The 17,083-nt window shown below is 66.7% G+C and carries 19 protein-coding genes; 8 read left to right on the top strand and 11 right to left on the bottom strand.

What is annotated here, in order from left to right:
- Positions 1-105: 105 nt before the first annotated feature.
- From Q9R26_RS17745 to Q9R26_RS17715, 7 genes are all read right to left on the bottom strand, one after another.
- Complete coding sequence (locus tag Q9R26_RS17745) at positions 106-1,350, bottom strand: MFS transporter (RefSeq protein ID WP_396136842.1); 1,245 nt, start codon at positions 1,348-1,350, stop codon at positions 106-108.
- Positions 1,351-1,459: 109 nt separating this feature from the next.
- Positions 1,460-2,254 (bottom strand): FkbM family methyltransferase, encoded by a 795-nt coding sequence (locus Q9R26_RS17740; protein ID WP_311228069.1) that lies wholly within the window; start codon positions 2,252-2,254, stop codon positions 1,460-1,462.
- A gap of 32 nt (positions 2,255-2,286) precedes the next feature.
- Positions 2,287-3,123, bottom strand: coding sequence for a hypothetical protein (locus Q9R26_RS17735; protein WP_311228068.1), 837 nt, complete (start codon positions 3,121-3,123; stop codon positions 2,287-2,289).
- A gap of 185 nt (positions 3,124-3,308) precedes the next feature.
- Positions 3,309-3,512 (bottom strand): heavy-metal-associated domain-containing protein, encoded by a 204-nt coding sequence (locus Q9R26_RS17730; protein WP_311228067.1) that lies wholly within the window; start codon positions 3,510-3,512, stop codon positions 3,309-3,311.
- 17 nt (positions 3,513-3,529) lie between these two features.
- Entirely contained in the window at positions 3,530-4,345 is an 816-nt protein-coding gene (locus Q9R26_RS17725) for an MTAP family purine nucleoside phosphorylase (RefSeq protein WP_311228066.1), read from the bottom strand.
- Between the two features lie 216 nt (positions 4,346-4,561).
- Positions 4,562-5,014, bottom strand: a complete 453-nt coding sequence (locus tag Q9R26_RS17720; protein ID WP_311228065.1) for an NUDIX domain-containing protein — start codon at positions 5,012-5,014, stop codon at positions 4,562-4,564.
- A gap of 65 nt (positions 5,015-5,079) precedes the next feature.
- The gene (locus Q9R26_RS17715) at positions 5,080-5,658 is read right to left on the bottom strand and encodes an NADPH-dependent FMN reductase (protein WP_311228064.1); all 579 of its coding nucleotides are present in this window, start codon (positions 5,656-5,658) and stop codon (positions 5,080-5,082) included.
- 105 nt (positions 5,659-5,763) lie between these two features.
- On the opposite strand from Q9R26_RS17715, the gene Q9R26_RS17710 reads away from it, so the two are divergent.
- The 3 genes from Q9R26_RS17710 to Q9R26_RS17700 all read left to right on the top strand — a co-directional run bounded on the left by Q9R26_RS17710 (position 5,764) and on the right by Q9R26_RS17700 (position 8,703).
- Positions 5,764-6,972 (top strand): MFS transporter, encoded by a 1,209-nt coding sequence (locus tag Q9R26_RS17710; protein ID WP_311228063.1) that lies wholly within the window; start codon positions 5,764-5,766, stop codon positions 6,970-6,972.
- Between the two features lie 10 nt (positions 6,973-6,982).
- The gene (locus Q9R26_RS17705; RefSeq protein ID WP_311228062.1) at positions 6,983-7,933 is read left to right on the top strand and encodes a DJ-1/PfpI family protein; all 951 of its coding nucleotides are present in this window, start codon (positions 6,983-6,985) and stop codon (positions 7,931-7,933) included.
- A gap of 140 nt (positions 7,934-8,073) precedes the next feature.
- On the top strand, positions 8,074-8,703 hold the full coding sequence (locus tag Q9R26_RS17700; protein WP_311228061.1) for a recombinase family protein: 630 nt from the start codon (positions 8,074-8,076) through the stop codon (positions 8,701-8,703).
- Here the strand turns inward: Q9R26_RS17700 and Q9R26_RS17695 are convergent.
- From Q9R26_RS17695 to Q9R26_RS17680, 4 genes are all read right to left on the bottom strand, one after another.
- Positions 8,700-9,101: a ParB family protein gene (locus Q9R26_RS17695; protein WP_311228060.1), complete on the bottom strand. Its 402-nt coding sequence runs from the start codon at positions 9,099-9,101 to the stop codon at positions 8,700-8,702. The genes Q9R26_RS17700 and Q9R26_RS17695 overlap by 4 nt on opposite strands.
- Complete coding sequence (locus tag Q9R26_RS17690) at positions 9,098-10,033, bottom strand: ParA family protein (protein WP_311228059.1); 936 nt, start codon at positions 10,031-10,033, stop codon at positions 9,098-9,100. Before Q9R26_RS17690 ends, Q9R26_RS17695 begins: the two co-directional genes overlap by 4 nt.
- A gap of 153 nt (positions 10,034-10,186) precedes the next feature.
- Positions 10,187-11,029: an oxygenase MpaB family protein gene (locus Q9R26_RS17685; protein ID WP_311228058.1), complete on the bottom strand. Its 843-nt coding sequence runs from the start codon at positions 11,027-11,029 to the stop codon at positions 10,187-10,189.
- 166 nt (positions 11,030-11,195) lie between these two features.
- Entirely contained in the window at positions 11,196-11,420 is a 225-nt protein-coding gene (locus tag Q9R26_RS17680) for a hypothetical protein (RefSeq protein ID WP_311228057.1), read from the bottom strand.
- A 451-nt stretch (positions 11,421-11,871) separates the two neighbouring features.
- Here Q9R26_RS17680 and Q9R26_RS17675 point away from each other — a divergent pair, with 451 nt between their 5' ends.
- From Q9R26_RS17675 to Q9R26_RS17655, 5 genes are all read left to right on the top strand, one after another.
- On the top strand, positions 11,872-12,924 hold the full coding sequence (locus Q9R26_RS17675) for a BLUF domain-containing protein (RefSeq protein WP_311228056.1): 1,053 nt from the start codon (positions 11,872-11,874) through the stop codon (positions 12,922-12,924).
- Between the two features lie 1,047 nt (positions 12,925-13,971).
- Positions 13,972-14,253, top strand: a complete 282-nt coding sequence (locus Q9R26_RS17670) for a hypothetical protein (protein WP_311228055.1) — start codon at positions 13,972-13,974, stop codon at positions 14,251-14,253.
- 252 nt (positions 14,254-14,505) lie between these two features.
- The gene (locus Q9R26_RS17665; RefSeq protein ID WP_311228054.1) at positions 14,506-14,847 is read left to right on the top strand and encodes an Lsr2 family protein; all 342 of its coding nucleotides are present in this window, start codon (positions 14,506-14,508) and stop codon (positions 14,845-14,847) included.
- 58 nt (positions 14,848-14,905) lie between these two features.
- Entirely contained in the window at positions 14,906-15,331 is a 426-nt protein-coding gene (locus tag Q9R26_RS17660; protein WP_311228053.1) for an aromatic ring-opening dioxygenase LigA, read from the top strand.
- Between the two features lie 809 nt (positions 15,332-16,140).
- Positions 16,141-16,764 (top strand): recombinase family protein, encoded by a 624-nt coding sequence (locus Q9R26_RS17655; protein WP_311228052.1) that lies wholly within the window; start codon positions 16,141-16,143, stop codon positions 16,762-16,764.
- Positions 16,765-17,083: the final 319 nt, after the last annotated feature.

Here is a 17,083-nt window from a genome sequence, read left to right as displayed (position 1 = left end):
CCATGAACCAGATTGGTGCAGGTGGGACCCAAACTGAGACGCCGTCGGCAAGGGCAACGCCCCGTGAACGGATCTGACCTCACGGTCGGCAGACGCGCTACCTCGTCAGCGGACTCCAGATTTGCGCGGGGTGTGAGCGTCACGGGTACGCCGGAGAAGCAACAGAGCTGCACACAAGCCGAGGGTCGCTAGGGCGGCAGAGATGGCGAACCCGGCCTCGGGGTGGATCGCTTCGATCAAGATGCCGGAGAGGGCGGCGCCGGTCGCGCTCCCCGCGCTGCTCATCGAGGTGAGGACGGTGAACACCGACTGCACCTGGTGAGCGGGTGTGGCCTGCTCCACGATGACGGAGGCGGCGATGATCGATGGCGCCGTGAAGATGCCGGCGAGCAGCAGAACGACAGCAAGCGCCGCAACGGAAGTGATCGTGGCTGCGACGGCCGCAACGACGGCAATGCACGCCAGACCGGCGATGAGATCGATACGTGCGTGCTTCGCCGTCCTGTGGATTGCACCGTAACCGAAGCCGGCAACAATTCCCGTGGCGCTCATCAACGCATACATGGCGGAGCTGACGTCTGCGGCGCCGAGCGAAGTTGCCGTGGCAACGACACTCACCTGGGCGCTGCCGAAGAAGCCTCCAATGGCGAAGTTCACCACCGCTGCCGCCGCAACCACCACGATTGGAGCTCGCATTCCGCGCCTGTAGTCCCGATCGGAGCGGGCGGTTCGTGATCGTGGCGGTTCCGATGCCCGGGCTGCTGCGACCAGGGCGGCAGTCGCGGCGATCAAGCATGCGCAGCCTGCCGGCGCGAGTGCCGCACCGCCGGCAGCCACAGCGACGCTCACCAGGATCGGTCCAGTCAGGAACGTCACTTCGTTCATCATCGACTCGATCGCGAACGCTGCTCGAAGGCGCCTGGGGTCGGCGATGAGCGTCGACCATCGGGAGACCGCGACCGCTCCGATCTGTGGCATACCGACCCCGAGGAGCGTCACCGCGCCGATGAGGATCGCGGTGCTGCCGGTGCGTTCCGCGACTATCAACCCCGCAGCGGCAACGAGGACGATGACAGCATTCGCATACAGGACTCGCCATTGCCCCGTCCGCGCCGCGATTATCGCGCCAAGTGGGGCGCAGATCGCGTTGCTGACGGCCAGGACCGCGGCGGCTGCCCCGGCGACTGCATACGAGCCACTGATGGTCTGAGCAGCGACGACAACTGCCAAGCTCGCCGCTGCCGTGCCGAATCGGCCGGGAACAGAGCGGAGAAAGAACTGTCGGACCGCTGCTGTTGTGAACAGCTGCCGGTACGCGTTGCCGTTGAGGGATGTCCCGCTTCGGATCACGGTTGGGCTTTCCGACGTTCGCAGGGGCCGGCGTACCAGCCTTCGGTTGTCCACCCGCGTCAAGAAACGCGAACCGAGCCTGCGAACGTTGTCTAGAAGGGGTAGCCGGTCAGACCGGCCATGGGGTGAGCTTAACGCCCGGTCGTACGTCCGGGTCGAGGCGGTTGTACCAGAACACGGACAGGGAGTTGTCGATGCTGTTGACCGGGATCCCGATCTTCTGCGCCAGGTCGGGCAAGTCGCGGCGGACGAAGAATTCGTTCACTCCGTCGAAGAGCACCATCCGATACAGGTCGCCAGGGATCAGCGAACGCCACCCGCCATCGGCGAGGGTGGACGTATTGGGACGGGTCGCCTCAACGACGAGGCATTTGGGCTGCCAGTACGCGAGCCGAGCACCCGAGAGCACCTCGTGCTCGAACCCTTCGACGTCAACTTTAAGCAAGCCGAATCCCACGGGCGCGTTCGCGTCGATGAGCATGTCGTGGAGCGGACGGGTTTCGACGCGGCGACGCTCGAGCTGCGTTCCAGACGAGCGGAGCGCGCTGGCGGCGGCGCCGCTCATTGTTGACAGTCCTGCCGTGGGGTCTGTGCTGGTCTCATCCGGTGTTCCCGACGCAAGGAAGTAGTCAGCGTGCCCGTGCTCGGCACCGGCGGCGGCTTGCTCGACATGATGGTCCGGGTACGCGAGGCGGAGACGTTCGGCTTGGATGGGGTGGGGTTCTACGTGCAGTCCCGTCCACCCGAGCTCCATGATGAGGTTCCGGGAAACGCTCCCCCACACCGGGTGTGCTGCGCCCACGTCGACGAAGTAGTCCGGAGGTGCACCGTAGAACCCGCGGCAGAGGACAACGTCCTCTCCGTTGCCGCCGTACGAGAGCAGCCGCACAGTGTCGGTCTGCATGATTCTCCTTCCACGCGGTGAGTCCGAGCGGGTCAGGCAGCGACGAGCTCTCGGAGTCGCTGCAGGTTCGTGGGGAAACTGAATCGATCGTGGGCTGCCGCCGCAGCCGCTTCTTGCGCGACCCGGTACCGGGTCGGCTCGTGGAGCAGTCGCTCGACGAGCGGGTCGTCCTCGTCGTGTTGCACGAACGGGGCGATCTCGGGCAGCACCTCGAGCAGGTACGCCATCGTCGTCGGGAAGTGCGGCAAGCTGCCCGAGGAGATCGTTTCGAACACTCTCGGCAGCAGCATGCGCAGCTCGGAAAGCTTCGGCCGGGACAGCACGGGCGTGACCGTCGCCGTTCCCATGGTCGTCGTCACTTCCCCGATCGGCACCGATGGCAGCAGTGACACCCCGAGCTCCGCCAGCAATGCCGGGTCTGAGTACGTCGCCTCCCGATACCCAGGACACGTGCGGTCGTCCCACCACCGTCCACGAACAGTGATCTCCCGGCCCGGAGCCGCTGCCGCCGTGACGAAGCTGCGGAGAGCGTCCCACCGCCACCAGTTGTTCCCGATGTACTGCACGTCGGGGCCGCCCGCACCGGGGTGAACGCTGGGCGAAGCGTCACCGACGCCGAAGTACGGGAAGTACTCGGCGCCGTCGGGCAGCGGCCCGAGCCGTGGCTGCAGGATCAGGTCGCTGAGTTCCGTGTAGAGCGCGTTCCAGCGCTTCGCCCCGTAGATCCCACCGGTGCTGTCGGCGCTGAAACGACGATCAGGCCCCCAGTGCGCGTCAGTATCGATGATGACCCGACGATCACGCGGCACGTCCAGGCATCGATCGATCTCGTCGTGGGTGAGGAACTGCGGATCTTCGTAGGCGAACACCAGATGGGTGGCCCATGAGATCGGCCTTGCGGGAACATGCTGCGCCACGATCGGGTCAACGACCCCCGCGTCTGAACAGACCGCGACCTCAATGTTCAGGTCTGCGGCGGCCCGGTGGTAGCCGATGACCGTCTGACTTGATCCTGCGTTCCACCGGAACAGTCCAACGAAGAGCAGCCGCTCCGTCATGAGCCCTCCCCCACCCCGGAACGAATCCCGATATCGCTCAACCAGGCAGCGACATCGCTCGCCTCAATCGTCGTCGACGACGAAAGAGCCAATTCACCGGATGTTCGGTCCAGCCGCACAGCATGCACATCGGGAAGGTCCTCGAGGACGTCCTCGACGAGTTGCGCGCACGAGTCGCAGTGCAACTGCCCGAGCTGCACGTTCAGTGTCTGCGAACTCACACCGATATCGCTTCCGCAGTGTCCCGGACTCGTTCGTACGCGATTGGAGGGCAGTCGCAGCCACGCTGCTCGGTCTGGCTCCCCGCCATCGCCTTGGTGACGACGTCGAGCACCGCCGCGATACTCGCCATGTGCTCCTCTCGCATCGCTAACCAGTCGGGCGCGTGCAGGGGGCCGGCTTGCAGCCCAGCACCCAGGTTCACGACACCAGCAACCGTCGCGTAGTGCAGGCCAGCCTCCCGTGCATACACGCACTCCGGGAGGACGGTGCACCCAACGACATCACCACCGAGCTGCGCGAACATGCGAACTTCCGCCGAGGTTTCAAAGCGGGGCCCGTCAACGCCGGCGTAACAGCCACTCGGTATCGCCGGAACACCGATGTCCCGGAAACCCGCGACGAGATCACCGCGCAGCCGACTGCAGAACGGCTCGCTGAAATCAACGAAACCGAACTCGTCGTCATCGAAAAACGTCGGGCGCGGCACTCGAGTGAAGTCCAGGAACTGGTCGAGCACGAGGACCGAGCCAACCGGGATCGACGGTCGCAAAGAGCCCGTCATACCGCTCGAGATGACATCGGTCACGCCATACGACTTGAGGATCTGAATGTTCTCCCGAGCGTCGATACTGTGCGCCGGCAACGGATGACGCGGCCCAGACCGCGGGAACACGACGACCTCCTGCCCGTTCAGGTAGCCATGCCGGATCAGGAGCGTTCCGTGCGCGGAGGGATGTTCGAGCGTCTCGATGTCAGACAAGATCGCTGCTGATTCCGCACTCCCCAACAGCCCTAGAACTCGTACCGTCATACCGCTGTACCCCCTTGTCAACCAGCGACACCCACCACCCGCAAGCGAGGGCGAGTCAGCTCTGTCTACGACCACACGGCGGCGAAGTCAAGAGAGAGACCACCCCGACCCCTTCAAACGGCAGGCCCCAGAGCCGAAGGCATGCGAGCCCCCCCCGCCTACCCCTAAGCGGATACGAACTGAAACGCGATCAAAGGCGGCTCGGTAGCCGATCCACTACCGGGCGGCGTCGGTCAGCACCTGCTCGATCCACTCGTGATGATCGAGTTCGGTGATCTCGGCGAGAGTCGCCCACCGGGTTTCGAGCACTTCGTCCTCGTCGAGGAGGAACGACGACGTGCGCAGTGAGCAGAGATACGCGACCGTCACGTACCCAACTTGGTCGCCGTTCGGGTAGACGTTCTCGAGGGTGGTGCCACCGTAAGCCCCGATGATCCGAATGACGTCGCTGCCCACACCGAGTTCTTCTCGCACTTCGCGCAGCAACGCCGCGGGCGGGTCCTCGCCGGGCTCGATGCCGCCCCCGATCAGACTCCATCGTCCGGAGTCGCGCTGCCGCGCGAAGAGGAAGCGATCGTCGTCTCGGATGACCGCTGTCACGCCCGGGAGTAGGAGGTAGCTGCTCCCGATCCGCTCGCGCAGCGATCGGACGTACTGAGAGACCGGCATGCTCCGAAGCTACCGCGCGCCCTTCCCACAGAAGGATGGGTCATCGGACACGGTATCCGTCGAGTTCACACTTCCCAGTCCGAGCGATACGTCCTGCCACGAAGCAGCGTCGCGAGTTCGACGTGCACGGTCATGGTCTTGTCGAGGCGCGCAGCTCGGTCCGGGATCAGCGTTCCCGCTTCCCAGTCGCGCTCCGAGATGTAGGCCGTGTAAGGGTTCACGACGCACTTGAAGTCGAGCATCAGTGATTGCGCGAGCGGGCCGGTCGCCATGTAGCTGTGCGGCAGTCCGGCAGCGCACACGAAGGTGACCACTTTGTCGAACCACGCAGCATGCCTGTCGGCTCCAGTCGCGCCGGTGGCCTCGATGAGTGACTTGACCGTCGATGACGGAGCCCAGTTGTAGATCGGGAACGCCAACACCACGCCATCGGACTCCTGTATGACACTGTGCAGCGCACCGAACGCGTCACTGTCGAACACCTTGTCGTTGTCGAATGCCGGCAGCGAGGCCGCCGCGAGGTCGATGACTTCTGACCAGTGACCGTTCGCCGTCAGGAGTGCCGCCGACTGTTCGGCAAGCCGGCGGCTGGAGCTGGCGGGATCAAGGCTGCACGAGATGACCGGCAAACGCAGTGAAACCATCCCTGCACGGTATCGAGTCGGGTGCGGTGTGGAGTGGCGCGATCTGTACGGCCGGTGTCGCGGCGGCCACTGGTGCTGAGGGACAGCCCGAGCTTGGCTGGGCCTGTGACAGACAAGGACGTCCGCAACGAGGGCAATACGACAACGGAAAGCGCTGACGGCGCGAAAGCGCGAGGCCTCCTGTGGCCGATCGCTGCATGGTTCTGGGCGCTGCAGTTCGCGGTACTCAACCCGCTCCTCGCCGTGCTCCTCGTGACTCTGTACGCCGCGACACCGGCCGAGGTCGGTTGGGTTCTCGGACTCTACAACGTCGGCGGATTCGCCGCGTCACTGGTGATCCCGACCCTCGCGGACCGGACCCGGAACTACCTGCGGCCGCTGATGTTCTGCGCCATCGGCGGGGTCGCTCTCGTCGCGGTCCTCGCCCTCACGACGTCGCTTCCGGTGGTCGTGCTCGCGCTGGTCATCCTCGGCGGGCCGCCCGGGGTCGGGTCGACGCTCCTATTCGCGCAGCTCCGCCACGAAGGAGCACCACCCGCGCAGGTCATCCGCACCCGCGCGATCGTGTCCTTCGCATGGGTCATCGGTCCACCCCTGGCAACCCTCGTCACCGGGGCAGCCGGCTCCCCGGCGGCGATAGCGCTCCTCGCCAGCATCGGCCTCGTCAACGTCGCCACCGCCCTTCTTCTCCTCCTCCGACGCAGCGACACCCTCACGGATGACGCCACACCTCGGCCACGGCTGTTGGCGCAGCTCCGCGGGTGGAACCGCTGGGGAGTCGTCGGAGCGTTCACGCTCTTGCAGGCCACGAACATCGCCACGGTCACCATCGCGACCCTGTTCGTCACCCACGACCTCCATGCCCCACTCATCTGGGCCGGCATCACCCTCGGCACCGCGGCCCTCCTCGAGATCCCCGCACTGCTGCTCATCGGCCGACTCCAGGAACACCGCTCCGTCCGGCTCCTCCTCGCCGGCGGGTGGGTGTGCGGCGTCGCGTACTACGGCCTGGTCGCTCTGGTGCAGGAGCCGTGGCAGCTACTGACCCTGCAACCGCTGAACGCTTGGTTCTTCGCGACCGTCGCCGGCCTCGGACTGACCGTGTTCCAGGACGTGTTCCCGAGCCCCGGACTCGCCTCGGGTCTCTTCACCAACACCCGCCGCGCCGGAGCCGTCCTCGCCGGGCTCCTCATCGCCGCACTCGGGGCGTTCCCCTCCCCGTACCGTGCCGTGTACGTCGCTGCGGCGATCATCGTGCTCACCGTCCTTACCATCGCCGCTGCCGTCACCGCCCGTGCACGCTCCGCACGCTAAGTTCCGGCACGTGAGCACAGACCGCGACCACCGAGTCGCGGTACTCGTGCTCGACGGAGCGAAAGCCCTCGACGTCGGAATCGCCGCGCACGTGTTCGCGAAGCGACCGAGCATGCCCTACGAGGTCCGCGTCTGCGCCGAACGCGTCGGCACCGTCGACGGGTGGAACGGACTCGCCTACGCCGTCAGCCACGACCTCGACACCCTCACCTGGGCCGACACCATCCTCGTCCCCGGCTACCGGAACCCCGCCGACGTCACCACACCGCCAGCGGTCATCGCAGCGCTCCGCGCAGCGCACGAACGCGGTGCCCGGATCGCCGCGATCTCGACGGGCGCGTTCACCCTCGCCGCCGCCGGCCTCCTCAACGGGCAAGCCGCGACGACGCATTGGCACTACACGGACGTCCTCCGCGACCAGTACCCGCACGTCGACGTCGACGAGCACGTGCTGTTCGTCGACGCCGGCAACGTCCTCACCAGCGCCGGCGCCGCCAGCGGCATCGACCTCTGCCTCCACCTCATCCGCCGCGACCACGGCGTCGCCCTCGCCAACCACGTCGCCCGACGCCTCGTCAGCGCCCCCTACCGAAGCGGCGGACAAGCCCAGTACGTGCCCCGCACCATCCCGGAACCCCTCGGCGACGTCTTCGCTGCCACCCGCGCCTGGGCACTCGATCACCTCAACGCCGACCTGTCTCTCACGGTCCTGGCGGGCCAGGCGAACGTGTCCGCGCGGACGTTCTCTCGCCGATTCACAGCCGACACCGGGATCACCCCGATGCAGTGGATCCTCCGCGCCAGGATCGACCGAGCCCGAGAACTCCTCGAACGCACAGATCACACCATGACCCAGATCGCCGAAGTCACCGGACTGCGATCCGACGCAAACCTCCGACGCCACTTCGGCAGCATCATCGGCACCTCACCCACCGCCTACCGAACCGCATTCCAGGAGTGACGAGACCGTCTCGATAGACGATCGCGTTCCGGTACCGGTGGAGCGTCCGAGTGACCCCGCATGAACACTGGGTAGCACAAGGCCCGTATACCCGGTCCGGAAATGAGTCCGGTGACGGTGCCTCATGTGAAACTGTCTCTATGGACACCGGATGGACCCTCGGCTACGCCCGCGTCTCGACCGCCGGCCAGGACCTCACCGCGCAGACCGACGCCCTCGTGGCACTCGGCGTACCGATGGAACGCGTGTTCACCGACAAGGGCATGACGGGTACTAAGCGGGACCGCCCAGGACTCAGAGCAGCCCTCGCGGCCTGTCGGCCCGGCGACACCCTTGTAGTAACGAAGCTCGATCGACTCGCGCGATCGCTGCGGGACGCGACGGACATCGCCGCGGAGCTCACGAAGAAGGACGTGCGGCTAAACCTCGGCGGGTCGGTCTACGACCCGACCGACCCCGTCGGCCGGCTGCTCTTCAACGTGCTCGGCATGGTTGCCGAGTTCGAGTCAGACCTCATCAGGGCCCGAACCCGTGAGGGCACGGCCACCGCGAAGGTGAAAGGCAAGCTCAAGGGCCGCAAGCCCAAGCTCTCCCCCACTCGCGAACGACTCCTCGTTGACCTCTACCGTGCCGGCGACCACACGATCACCGAACTGATGGAACTGTTCGGCGTCGGCCGCGCCACGATCTACCGCGCTCGTGATCGTGCTCCGATCGCAGCGTCGACGGATCTCACGTTGGCGCGCGTCGACGGTGAGCACGAGGCTTAGCCTCGGAGTGGCCGTCCGGCCTGCAGTCGCGACGTCGACGCCGCGAACGGGCGTCCGTCGTTGTAGAGCTCCTGGCGACGCTTGATCTCGCGATCCACGGCGCTCTGCAGAAAGTCGGAGAAGCTGGCCTCATCCTCGAGATGGGCGGTCGCCTTGTAGGTGCTCTTGGCGAGGCTGGCGAAGTCCGTGGTGGTGTACCCGGAGAGACGAGCGCGGGCGCCCTGCGGATCCGCGCCCCGCTCGACAGCAACCCCCGGAGCCTCGGCTGGCGATTCGATCACCGCTGACGGATCCGGGGTCGGACCCGCTGTGCGTGCGGGTGCAGCCGCAGTGCTCCGCATCCGGCTCAGCGCGGACACGCCCTCGATGCGCCGGCGAGGCGCGCTTGCGTCGGTCATGCGGTGTCTCCCTCAGATTCGGCAGAAGCGAGGCGGGCTACGAGCTCCTCGGTGACCGCCTGGAGGTCGTCCGCGACGTTCGTGGCGGACCGAGGCGCGAAGTCGGGTGCCGTGGCCTCGCCTCGCCTGATCTGGTACCACTTCGGGGCTCGACTGACCTGGTCGTCGAGTTCATGTACGAGCTGCCCGGTTTCACGCGTGGCCTGTGCGGTCGCTTCGCTGTGACGGATGGTGCTCTCGAACACGTCGCGGGAAGCAGCTGTGTCCTCGCCGACGATGCGGTGTCGGGCCTCACGGCGGATGGCGGTCGAGTTGGTGCCGACGCCGACGAGAACCACTCCGAGTAGACCCACCTCCGGGTTGTATCCCGTGACGCCGTCATGCTGCCCCCGCACAAGCTCGAGCCGGTTGGCGACTGCTTCGAATCCACGGCGCGACGAGGCGTCGCTCTTGACCGGGACGAGTACCCACTTCGCGGCCCCCATAGCCGCGGTCTGCAGCGCCTCCTCGCCGGGAGGGCAGTCGATCAGCACGAGGTCGTAGTCTGCTGCGATCGGGGCCAGCACACGGGCGAGCGCGAGCTGCGTCGTTTCAGACTGGCTCCCGCGCGTGACGAGGAATGCGCTGGCTCGCTCGAGCTCCGGCCCGCCTACGAAGACGTCGAGGTTGTCGCGGATCGTCCGGACAGGGGTCGCGCCATACCGACCGCCGGTCTGCAGAGCGTCTGCGAGGGCCGCACCCCTGTCGTCTCGATCGGACCCCGTGAACCCGAGGTCCTCGGCGAGGTTGCCCTGTGGGTCCAGGTCTACGAGCAGAACCCGCGAGCCGCTGGCGGCGAGCAGTCCCCCGATGTTCGCCGTGATCGTTGTCTTCAGCACGCCACCCTTGCCGTTCGATACGGCGATGACGCGATTAAGAGCCGTCCTGTCCATGTCTGGCCTCCATAAGCACTAATGGTGTCATAGGCGGCATTAGCACCGCAAGACCCAACGTACCCATTGACGCTAATGGTGTCAATACCGTCATTCGCGCTAAAGGCGCGAATAGTGCCATTAGCGCCTATGAGAACAACGCCGTCCACCTGACTAGAGCTTGGTGCGCTCAGGTCCGACATCGGAGGGGCGGTATCCGTGTGGGTACGCGCCGACTGGGGCACCGGGGGTGAAAAAGAGCCGACGCCGGGGCCCGGTGATGCGGTTGACAGCACGACGGGCGCCGGCGCTGGTGTGGAGGAGTGCTCGTGTCCAGCGTGCTGCGGGTGGGATGCCGAGGGCGTGGCAGATGCGGGGGTCTTCCACGGTGGCTGAGAGTAGTTGCGGTGCGAGGAACCGGAGGAGCCGCATGGGTCCGGTCAATTGGAAGCGGAAGACGTCGAGGGAGGCGAGGACGAGGGTGTGGGAGTCGGGGGAGGGGCGGACGGTGTCGGTTTCGTACTGGTCGAAGAACGCTTCCATCGCGGTCATCGTCGGCGGGAGCCGGTCGATGCCGATGCGGTCGCCGAGTTCGGTGAAGAACGCCACCCCCTGGGCCGTCTCTTCGGTTGTCCAGGGCCGAATACCGTAGCGGGCGCACCAGCGGTACGGGACGATCAGCATCGACAGCAGCACGTACCGGTAGTCGTCGGCGGTGACGGGTAGGCCCTTGTGGACGCGGCGGAGCAGCTCGAGCATCTGCATGCTCCTTGGGTGGTCGAACCCGTTGGCGATGAGCTCGTAGATCACCACGCCGGTGTCCGTGGCTCGCTTCAACGGGTCGGACTGCATGGCTCCGGAGGCCATGAGGACGCGGGCGCTGTCGGGGGTGGCGAAGGAGCGGAAGTACGCGGAGACGAAGCCGGCGTTGATGTCCTGTGCGAGGTCGAACTGCACGGCACGTCGGAACGCGGAGTAGTCGTCGTGCGGTTCATCGGTCCGGTCGCGGTGTCTCACCTGTCGAAGGCTACCCACGGCGTCCGCCGGGTCGTTATGCGGCGAGCTCGACGTCGCGGAGGGCTTGGAGTCCGATGGTGGTGGCCACGCGGTAGGCGGTGGTGTGGTCCGCTCGCGGTCTCCCTCCGGCACCCGCACCGCCGTCGTAGAGCCTCTCCTGCAGGAACTACGCCGCCGACGGCGGCTCAAAGGGTGAACCAACCAGGAGCGCTTCCGCGGCCGAGACCGTGTGCTCGAGACGGTAGAACGCACCGAGCTCGGTGCCGCCGTCGACATCGGTGAGGAAGAACGCACCGTTCTCCCACACCACCCGGCCCACCACCCGATCCGAGCGGCCCTCGATGATGTCCCACTCCGTGTCGGACTTCCCAGCCAACCGCAACGCGCTCACACCCACACCCCATCCTTGCCCCGCAACCGCTTTTGGAACCGGGACACCATGATGCTCGCACACCGTCAACGCCCACCCCGCAGGCCCCACCGCATGCGGACGAAACGACACCGCCACCACCCCCGGCAACCGGCACTCATACCGAGCGCACTGCACCTCCCACGCGATCGCAGTCAACATCGCCGACTCCCCCACCCGACCAACACCGGGGATTTCCCGGCCGCAACGGGAACGTAGCCCGCAACCAGGCCCATCGACGAACCAGGCAGCGCGAGGACGAGCTAAGCGGATACGCGTGGTCACCACGATCATCAGCTGCAGGCGTCGCCCGGTAGCCGATCGGCTCCCGGGCAGCTATGCCGGGGCCTCGAAGGTGGGGTTGCGTCAGCTCCCCGGTGGCCGTTGACTCGTCTGTGGCGGCCAGCATGGTCGGCAGGGAGGCCCAGTACTGATGCGTTCACTCGTTTACACCAGCACGCAGACTCGTCCGATCACGGACTCCGAGCTCGCGCAGATCCTCGCCGTGGGCCGGGAGAAGAACACCGCCCTCGGCGTCACCGGGATCCTCGCCCACAAGGGTGACAACTGTCTCGGGATCCTCGAGGGCGACGACGATGTCATTCATGCACGGTTCGAGCAGGTCCGTATCGATCCCCGCCACACCAACGTCCGGGTCCTCCTCGACGAACCCGTCCAGGAGCGCACGTTCCCGGACTGGTCGATGGCGTTCCAACCCCTCGACCCGCTCCTGCGCGACGTGCCCGGCTTCAGCGACCTCTTCACCCCCGACCGGCCCACGGATCACGCGTTTGGGCAGTCGCGCGCGAAGGGGCTGCTGGAGTGGTTTCGGAAGCACCCCCTCGCACCGCTGACCAGCCAGACCGCAGCGGAAGAAGAAGCCCCGAAGACCCGCGCGATCAACGGCGCGATCACTGCGCTCCACGACGGCGGCGTGAGCCGATTCACCCTCGAGACCGCCGCGGAGCATGCCGGCATGAGTGCGGCAGCGGTACGGGAGTTCTTCCCGACCGACCGTGCGTTACTGGCGGCGACCGTGGAGCGGTGGACGCAGGCGATCTCCACTCCGTTGGCGCCGTTGATCGCGGAGAAGGGCACCGTCGCGTTCCTACACGCCCTGATGGCCGCACACGCGGAAGAACCAGCACTGATGGAGCTGCTCGCCTACAGCCTCGCCTCCTCCGCCGACACCACCCTCGATGGGGCGGACTACTACCGGTCCGCGTACCGGCGGTTCCGGGAAACCATCCGCACCGGACTCACCGCAGACGTCCGCGACGGGCGGGAACCAGCAACGATGGACCCGGTCCGCGGAGCAAAACAGCTCCTCGCCCTCTACGACGGCCTCCGCCTCCAATCACTCCTCACCGCGGACACCGACGTCGTCGACGAGTTCGACCGAGCAGCCACCCGAATGCGACGCGGCTGGGCCGAGCAGTACGAACAACCCACCTACTGGGACATCCCCATCGCACCCCGCACCTAACGACGAAGGTGACCGGGGTGGTGTCACCCTCCTGCAGCAACACCACCCCGGCCAGGAGCGCCGCCCGTGCAGCCGACGGCACCCCGGCACGCCCAGGAGCACGCTCAAACCAGACGCACGTGCCCGCGACACTAACCCCGACACCGCGCACTCGTCCACCGCGCCGGCACCGGGTAAGCGCGGGGCGAGCCAGGCAGATCAGGTCCCAGCTCGCCCCACTAACAGCGGGAACCACCCAGCTGCTCCCCACAGCATGCCCCGCCCCCCGGGGGTACCGTGCGAACGATGACCGCGACACGTTCCCGCCGACGTCGCTCGCGCCGCCGACAGCGGCCACCCCGCGGCGTCCGGCGAATGACCTGGTGGGAATGGGCAGGACTCGCTGCCCTCGCGGTTGGTGCCAGCATGTTCGTTGTTGCAGCACTCATCATCCGCTGACCGCACACACACCGCTCCGAGGCGTGATCATCACGGTGTGCGGGTAGGAAGAGGGTGCGCAGGCGGTGGTCATTGGTTCGGGTCCGGGACCACCGCCCGCGCGCTACAACGCCGTCGGGTTCGACGCATGGTCAAGACGAAGCCAGCCCGGAAAACAGGGAATCGGGCACCCGCAACTAGGGGAACACGGGGTAGCCCACATGACAGTACCCCGCAGCCCCAGCCGGCCTCACAGACCGGACTGCAGCCAGCCGAGCTCCTCAGCGGATACGACGCTGCCGCGCGCTGTCGTCGCGGAACGAGTGCGTGCCCGCTCGGACAGGAACAAAGGGCTGCTGGGGCAGCTGGCTTTGGCCGGGCAGCGGCTCCCGACAGCTGGCCGGGAGCATTGGACATGCCCGCGGCACATCGAGCAGGGTGCACAGTGCCGGCACGCGCGCCTCGCAGCCGGTGCCGGGGCGGTGACGACGAATCGTGGGTACACGCCGCCCCGGCCCCACAGCCCGATCGAAGTGCAGGGTGCTGCTCGCGGACGCTCGGGTGTGGCAGCATCCCCGTATGGGATCTCGTCGTGGAGGACGCCGGCGCCAGCATCAACGGGACCGCGACATGTTGGCCGTCGCCCCGCTCAAGCACGACGTCGACGCTGGAACGCGAACGAACGACGTCGAACGTGCGGCCGAAACCGGGCCGGTGGTGATGTCGGAGCCGTGGCTCGTCCAGTTCGCGGACCTCACCGCCTGCACCGTTGACGGCTGTCCCGCAGCGGCGGAACCACAAGCGTGGGAATTCGTCGACCTCGACACCGGGCACGAGCTGCCCGGCCGGTTCTGCGATGAACACCAGCTCGCCTACCTATCCCGGCCCGTCACAACCCCGACTGCGCAGTAGACGCACCCTGACTCTCAGCCCGTCCAGGCCCGGCTCGCCCAGCAGCCGGCGGCCAATCCACGACACCGCGCGAGCCGCTCCAGCCGCCGCAGCGAACGCGTCCACGCGCTCAGGAGTGAGCATCGAGTTCGGGCCATGTGGAATGAGCTGCCGCACCTCTGCCAGCATTAACATCCGAGGGTCGTCCCGCACGACGCCAGCTTCCTATGCCACGGTGGAACCGAAACCCACCCGATCACGCTGGAGGACACCTTGGCGCAGAAAGTCACCACCCACCTGATTGACGACCTCACCGGCGACACCATCGAAGCCGGCACCGGAAATACCGTGCAGTTCTCCTTCGATGGCGGCCACTACGAGATCGACCTCACCGACGACAACGCAGACGCCCTGCGCGGAGCGTTCTCCGACTACATCGCCGCCGCCCGCAAGGTGACGAGCCGGAGCGGGCGCGGCAGCTCGAACAGCAAGCTCCGCAGCAACCCGAACGAGCTCGCGAAGATCCGCGACTGGGCTGCCACCAACGGGTACGACGTTTCCTCCCGCGGCCGGATCAGCCAGACCGTGCGCGACGCCTACGACGCCGCCCACTGACCTCCCCAGCACCCGGAGCCGGGTGCCCCTGTCCGACGCAGCAAAAGGAACTCCTCGAATGTCTCACTCTCGCCGTCAGCACGTCCGCACCGTTCGGACCATTGGCACCATCGGCGTCCTCGCCGGCGGTGTTCTCAGCGCCGCCGGCGCCGTGGTGTGGCGTCTGGTCTCCGCCGAACTCGCCGCGCAGAAGATCACCGTCTCCCCCGACAGCAAGCTCCTCCCCGAACGCCCCGTCCGCGGTCCCCTCACCGCCTACGCGCAAGCCGAGATCATCAACACGCACGCGACCGCGATCAGCGACGGCAAGACCTTCGCCGAACTACCCCAAGACGACCCCAACCGGCCCGTCATCATGAACGCGTCATTCCTGCGGGCATCGCTGTTCACGTCGGTGGTCTCGTTCGGCACCGCCGCGTTCGCCATCGGCCTCGGCCTCGTCACCTCCCTGTTCGGCATCGCCCTCCGACGCCTCGGAAAGTAACTCCTTCCGCAGCCCAATCTACGGCCGGAGCGTCATACCTGACGGTCCGGCCGTCTTCCTTCTTAGTGACAAAACAGCGCTCTGATGCCAGCCATGCGAGCGCACGTTGTGAGCCGAGCATTACTCTCCGCCTTGACGCACTCGCCTACAAGATGCTGCCGCGTTACTACATGCTGAGCCCGTGAGCGTGCGCCAACATGTCCGCCTGAGCATTGAGACCACGGTGTCGCAGTTCGGCGATGAAGACATCGATCGGCGGTTGGTTTGCGGTGTACGGATGTTGGTCTGGACCTGCGTACAACCCACCCCCGGGCCCTGCAGATAGGCCACCGCCAGGACCCGAGGACAGCCCACCGCGAGGGCCCGTGGAGAGGCCTCCACCAGGACCAGTGGAAAGTCCTCCCCCGGGGCCGGTGTACAGCCCTCCCCCCGGACCCGTGTACATGCCTCCGCCCGGGCCCGTGTACATGCCCCCGCCGGGCCCGGAGTATCTCCCTCCGCCGGGTCCGGCGTACAACCCTCCGCCGGGGCCCGTGTACCGACCACCGCCCGGCCCTCCGTACCGATTCCGTGGCCACAAGTTTGAGCGCACCATTGCGACCTCCTTCTCTCGTCCAACGCTATTGTGACCTGCCCCTCCGACAGCAGCAGTCGCGCTCGCTTGCTTCTCACCAACGAGACTGGCTCTCGTTCGGAATCGATGCCGTTTTGGGGTATACCCCAGCACCACACCGGCTCGGGTGGTCGATTCACGTGGTTCTAGGGTGCCGTTTGGTCATTTTGCTACAGGAGTGTGCGAGGGTCTAGGAGTGGTGCAACACAAGACGCAGACCGTCGCCTACGTTCGGGTGAGCTCGGTCGATCAGAACCTCGACCGGCAGCTCGAGACCATCGGCGACGTCGACCGAGTGTTCGAAGAGAAGATCTCCGGCGGTGCACGCGCCGACCGCTTGGCCTTGGCCGACTGCATCGGATACGTCCGGGACGGCGACGTTGTCCGTGTCGCGTCGATGGACCGGCTCGCGCGCTCCCTCGGCGACTTGCGGGACATCGTTGACGAGATCACAGCGAAGGGGGCCTCGGTGGAGTTCGTGAAGGAGCAGCAGACCTACAGCCGCGACACCGACGACGCCATCGGCCGGCTCATGCTGAACCTCCTCGGTGCGTTCGCTGAGTTCGAACGCACCTTGATCCGCGAGCGGCAGCGCGAGGGCATCCGTATCGCCAAAGCTGCCGGCAAGTACAAGGGGCGAAACCGCAAGCTCACCGACGACCAGATCACCGAAGCACGCCGCCTCATCAGCACCGGCGTCCCGAAGACCACCATCGCTCGAGGGCTCGGCATCGACCGCACAACTCTCTACCGGATGCTCGCGACACCCATTTCCCCCGCTGCCCCCGATCCAGCCGCTGGCGACGTCGTCGGCGCGTAGCGATTAGCGCTCCTTCGCCGGGCATATCTTGCCCGACAGCCACACGGCAACGCCCCCGGCCAGACAGCAGAAGGCAACGGAGTCCGCCGAGGGGATACTTCCGGCAGGGCCTAGATCCGAAGTTCGGTATCCGATCCCCTGTCGGAGAGGGGTTGGTGCCGGGGTGCTGTCCCTGAAACACCACCCCGGCCAGGCGTCCCACGCTGCCGGGGGAACGCCCGTGTGCCGTTGGCGAGCATGCTCAACCGGACGGCATCTGCACCCTACTGCCTACGCCCTCGGCTCCCCGGCCGACGCTGACGCGGGCGGCGGTTCGCCG

Source organism: Curtobacterium sp. BRB10, assembly GCF_031844325.1.
Classification (GTDB): Bacteria; Actinomycetota; Actinomycetes; order Actinomycetales; family Microbacteriaceae; genus Curtobacterium; species Curtobacterium poinsettiae_A.
This window is presented reverse-complemented; position numbering and strand designations above follow the sequence as displayed.

What these genes read in the sequence shown, in the direction of transcription:
- Q9R26_RS17725 (WP_311228066.1), bottom strand. Translation starts at nt 4,345, where the DNA reads ATGACGGTACGAGTTCTAGGGCTGTTGGGGAGTGCGGAATCAGCAGCG.
- Q9R26_RS17660 (WP_311228053.1), top strand. Translation starts at nt 14,906, where the DNA reads ATGTCTCACTCTCGCCGTCAGCACGTCCGCACCGTTCGGACCATTGGC.
- Q9R26_RS17675 (WP_311228056.1), top strand. Translation starts at nt 11,872, where the DNA reads ATGCGTTCACTCGTTTACACCAGCACGCAGACTCGTCCGATCACGGAC.
- Q9R26_RS17670 (WP_311228055.1), top strand. Translation starts at nt 13,972, where the DNA reads ATGTTGGCCGTCGCCCCGCTCAAGCACGACGTCGACGCTGGAACGCGA.
- Q9R26_RS17740 (WP_311228069.1), bottom strand. Translation starts at nt 2,254, where the DNA reads ATGCAGACCGACACTGTGCGGCTGCTCTCGTACGGCGGCAACGGAGAG.
- Q9R26_RS17695 (WP_311228060.1), bottom strand. Translation starts at nt 9,101, where the DNA reads ATGACCGACGCAAGCGCGCCTCGCCGGCGCATCGAGGGCGTGTCCGCG.
- Q9R26_RS17700 (WP_311228061.1), top strand. Translation starts at nt 8,074, where the DNA reads ATGGACACCGGATGGACCCTCGGCTACGCCCGCGTCTCGACCGCCGGC.
- Q9R26_RS17690 (WP_311228059.1), bottom strand. Translation starts at nt 10,033, where the DNA reads ATGGACAGGACGGCTCTTAATCGCGTCATCGCCGTATCGAACGGCAAG.
- Q9R26_RS17720 (WP_311228065.1), bottom strand. Translation starts at nt 5,014, where the DNA reads ATGCCGGTCTCTCAGTACGTCCGATCGCTGCGCGAGCGGATCGGGAGC.
- Q9R26_RS17715 (WP_311228064.1), bottom strand. Translation starts at nt 5,658, where the DNA reads ATGGTTTCACTGCGTTTGCCGGTCATCTCGTGCAGCCTTGATCCCGCC.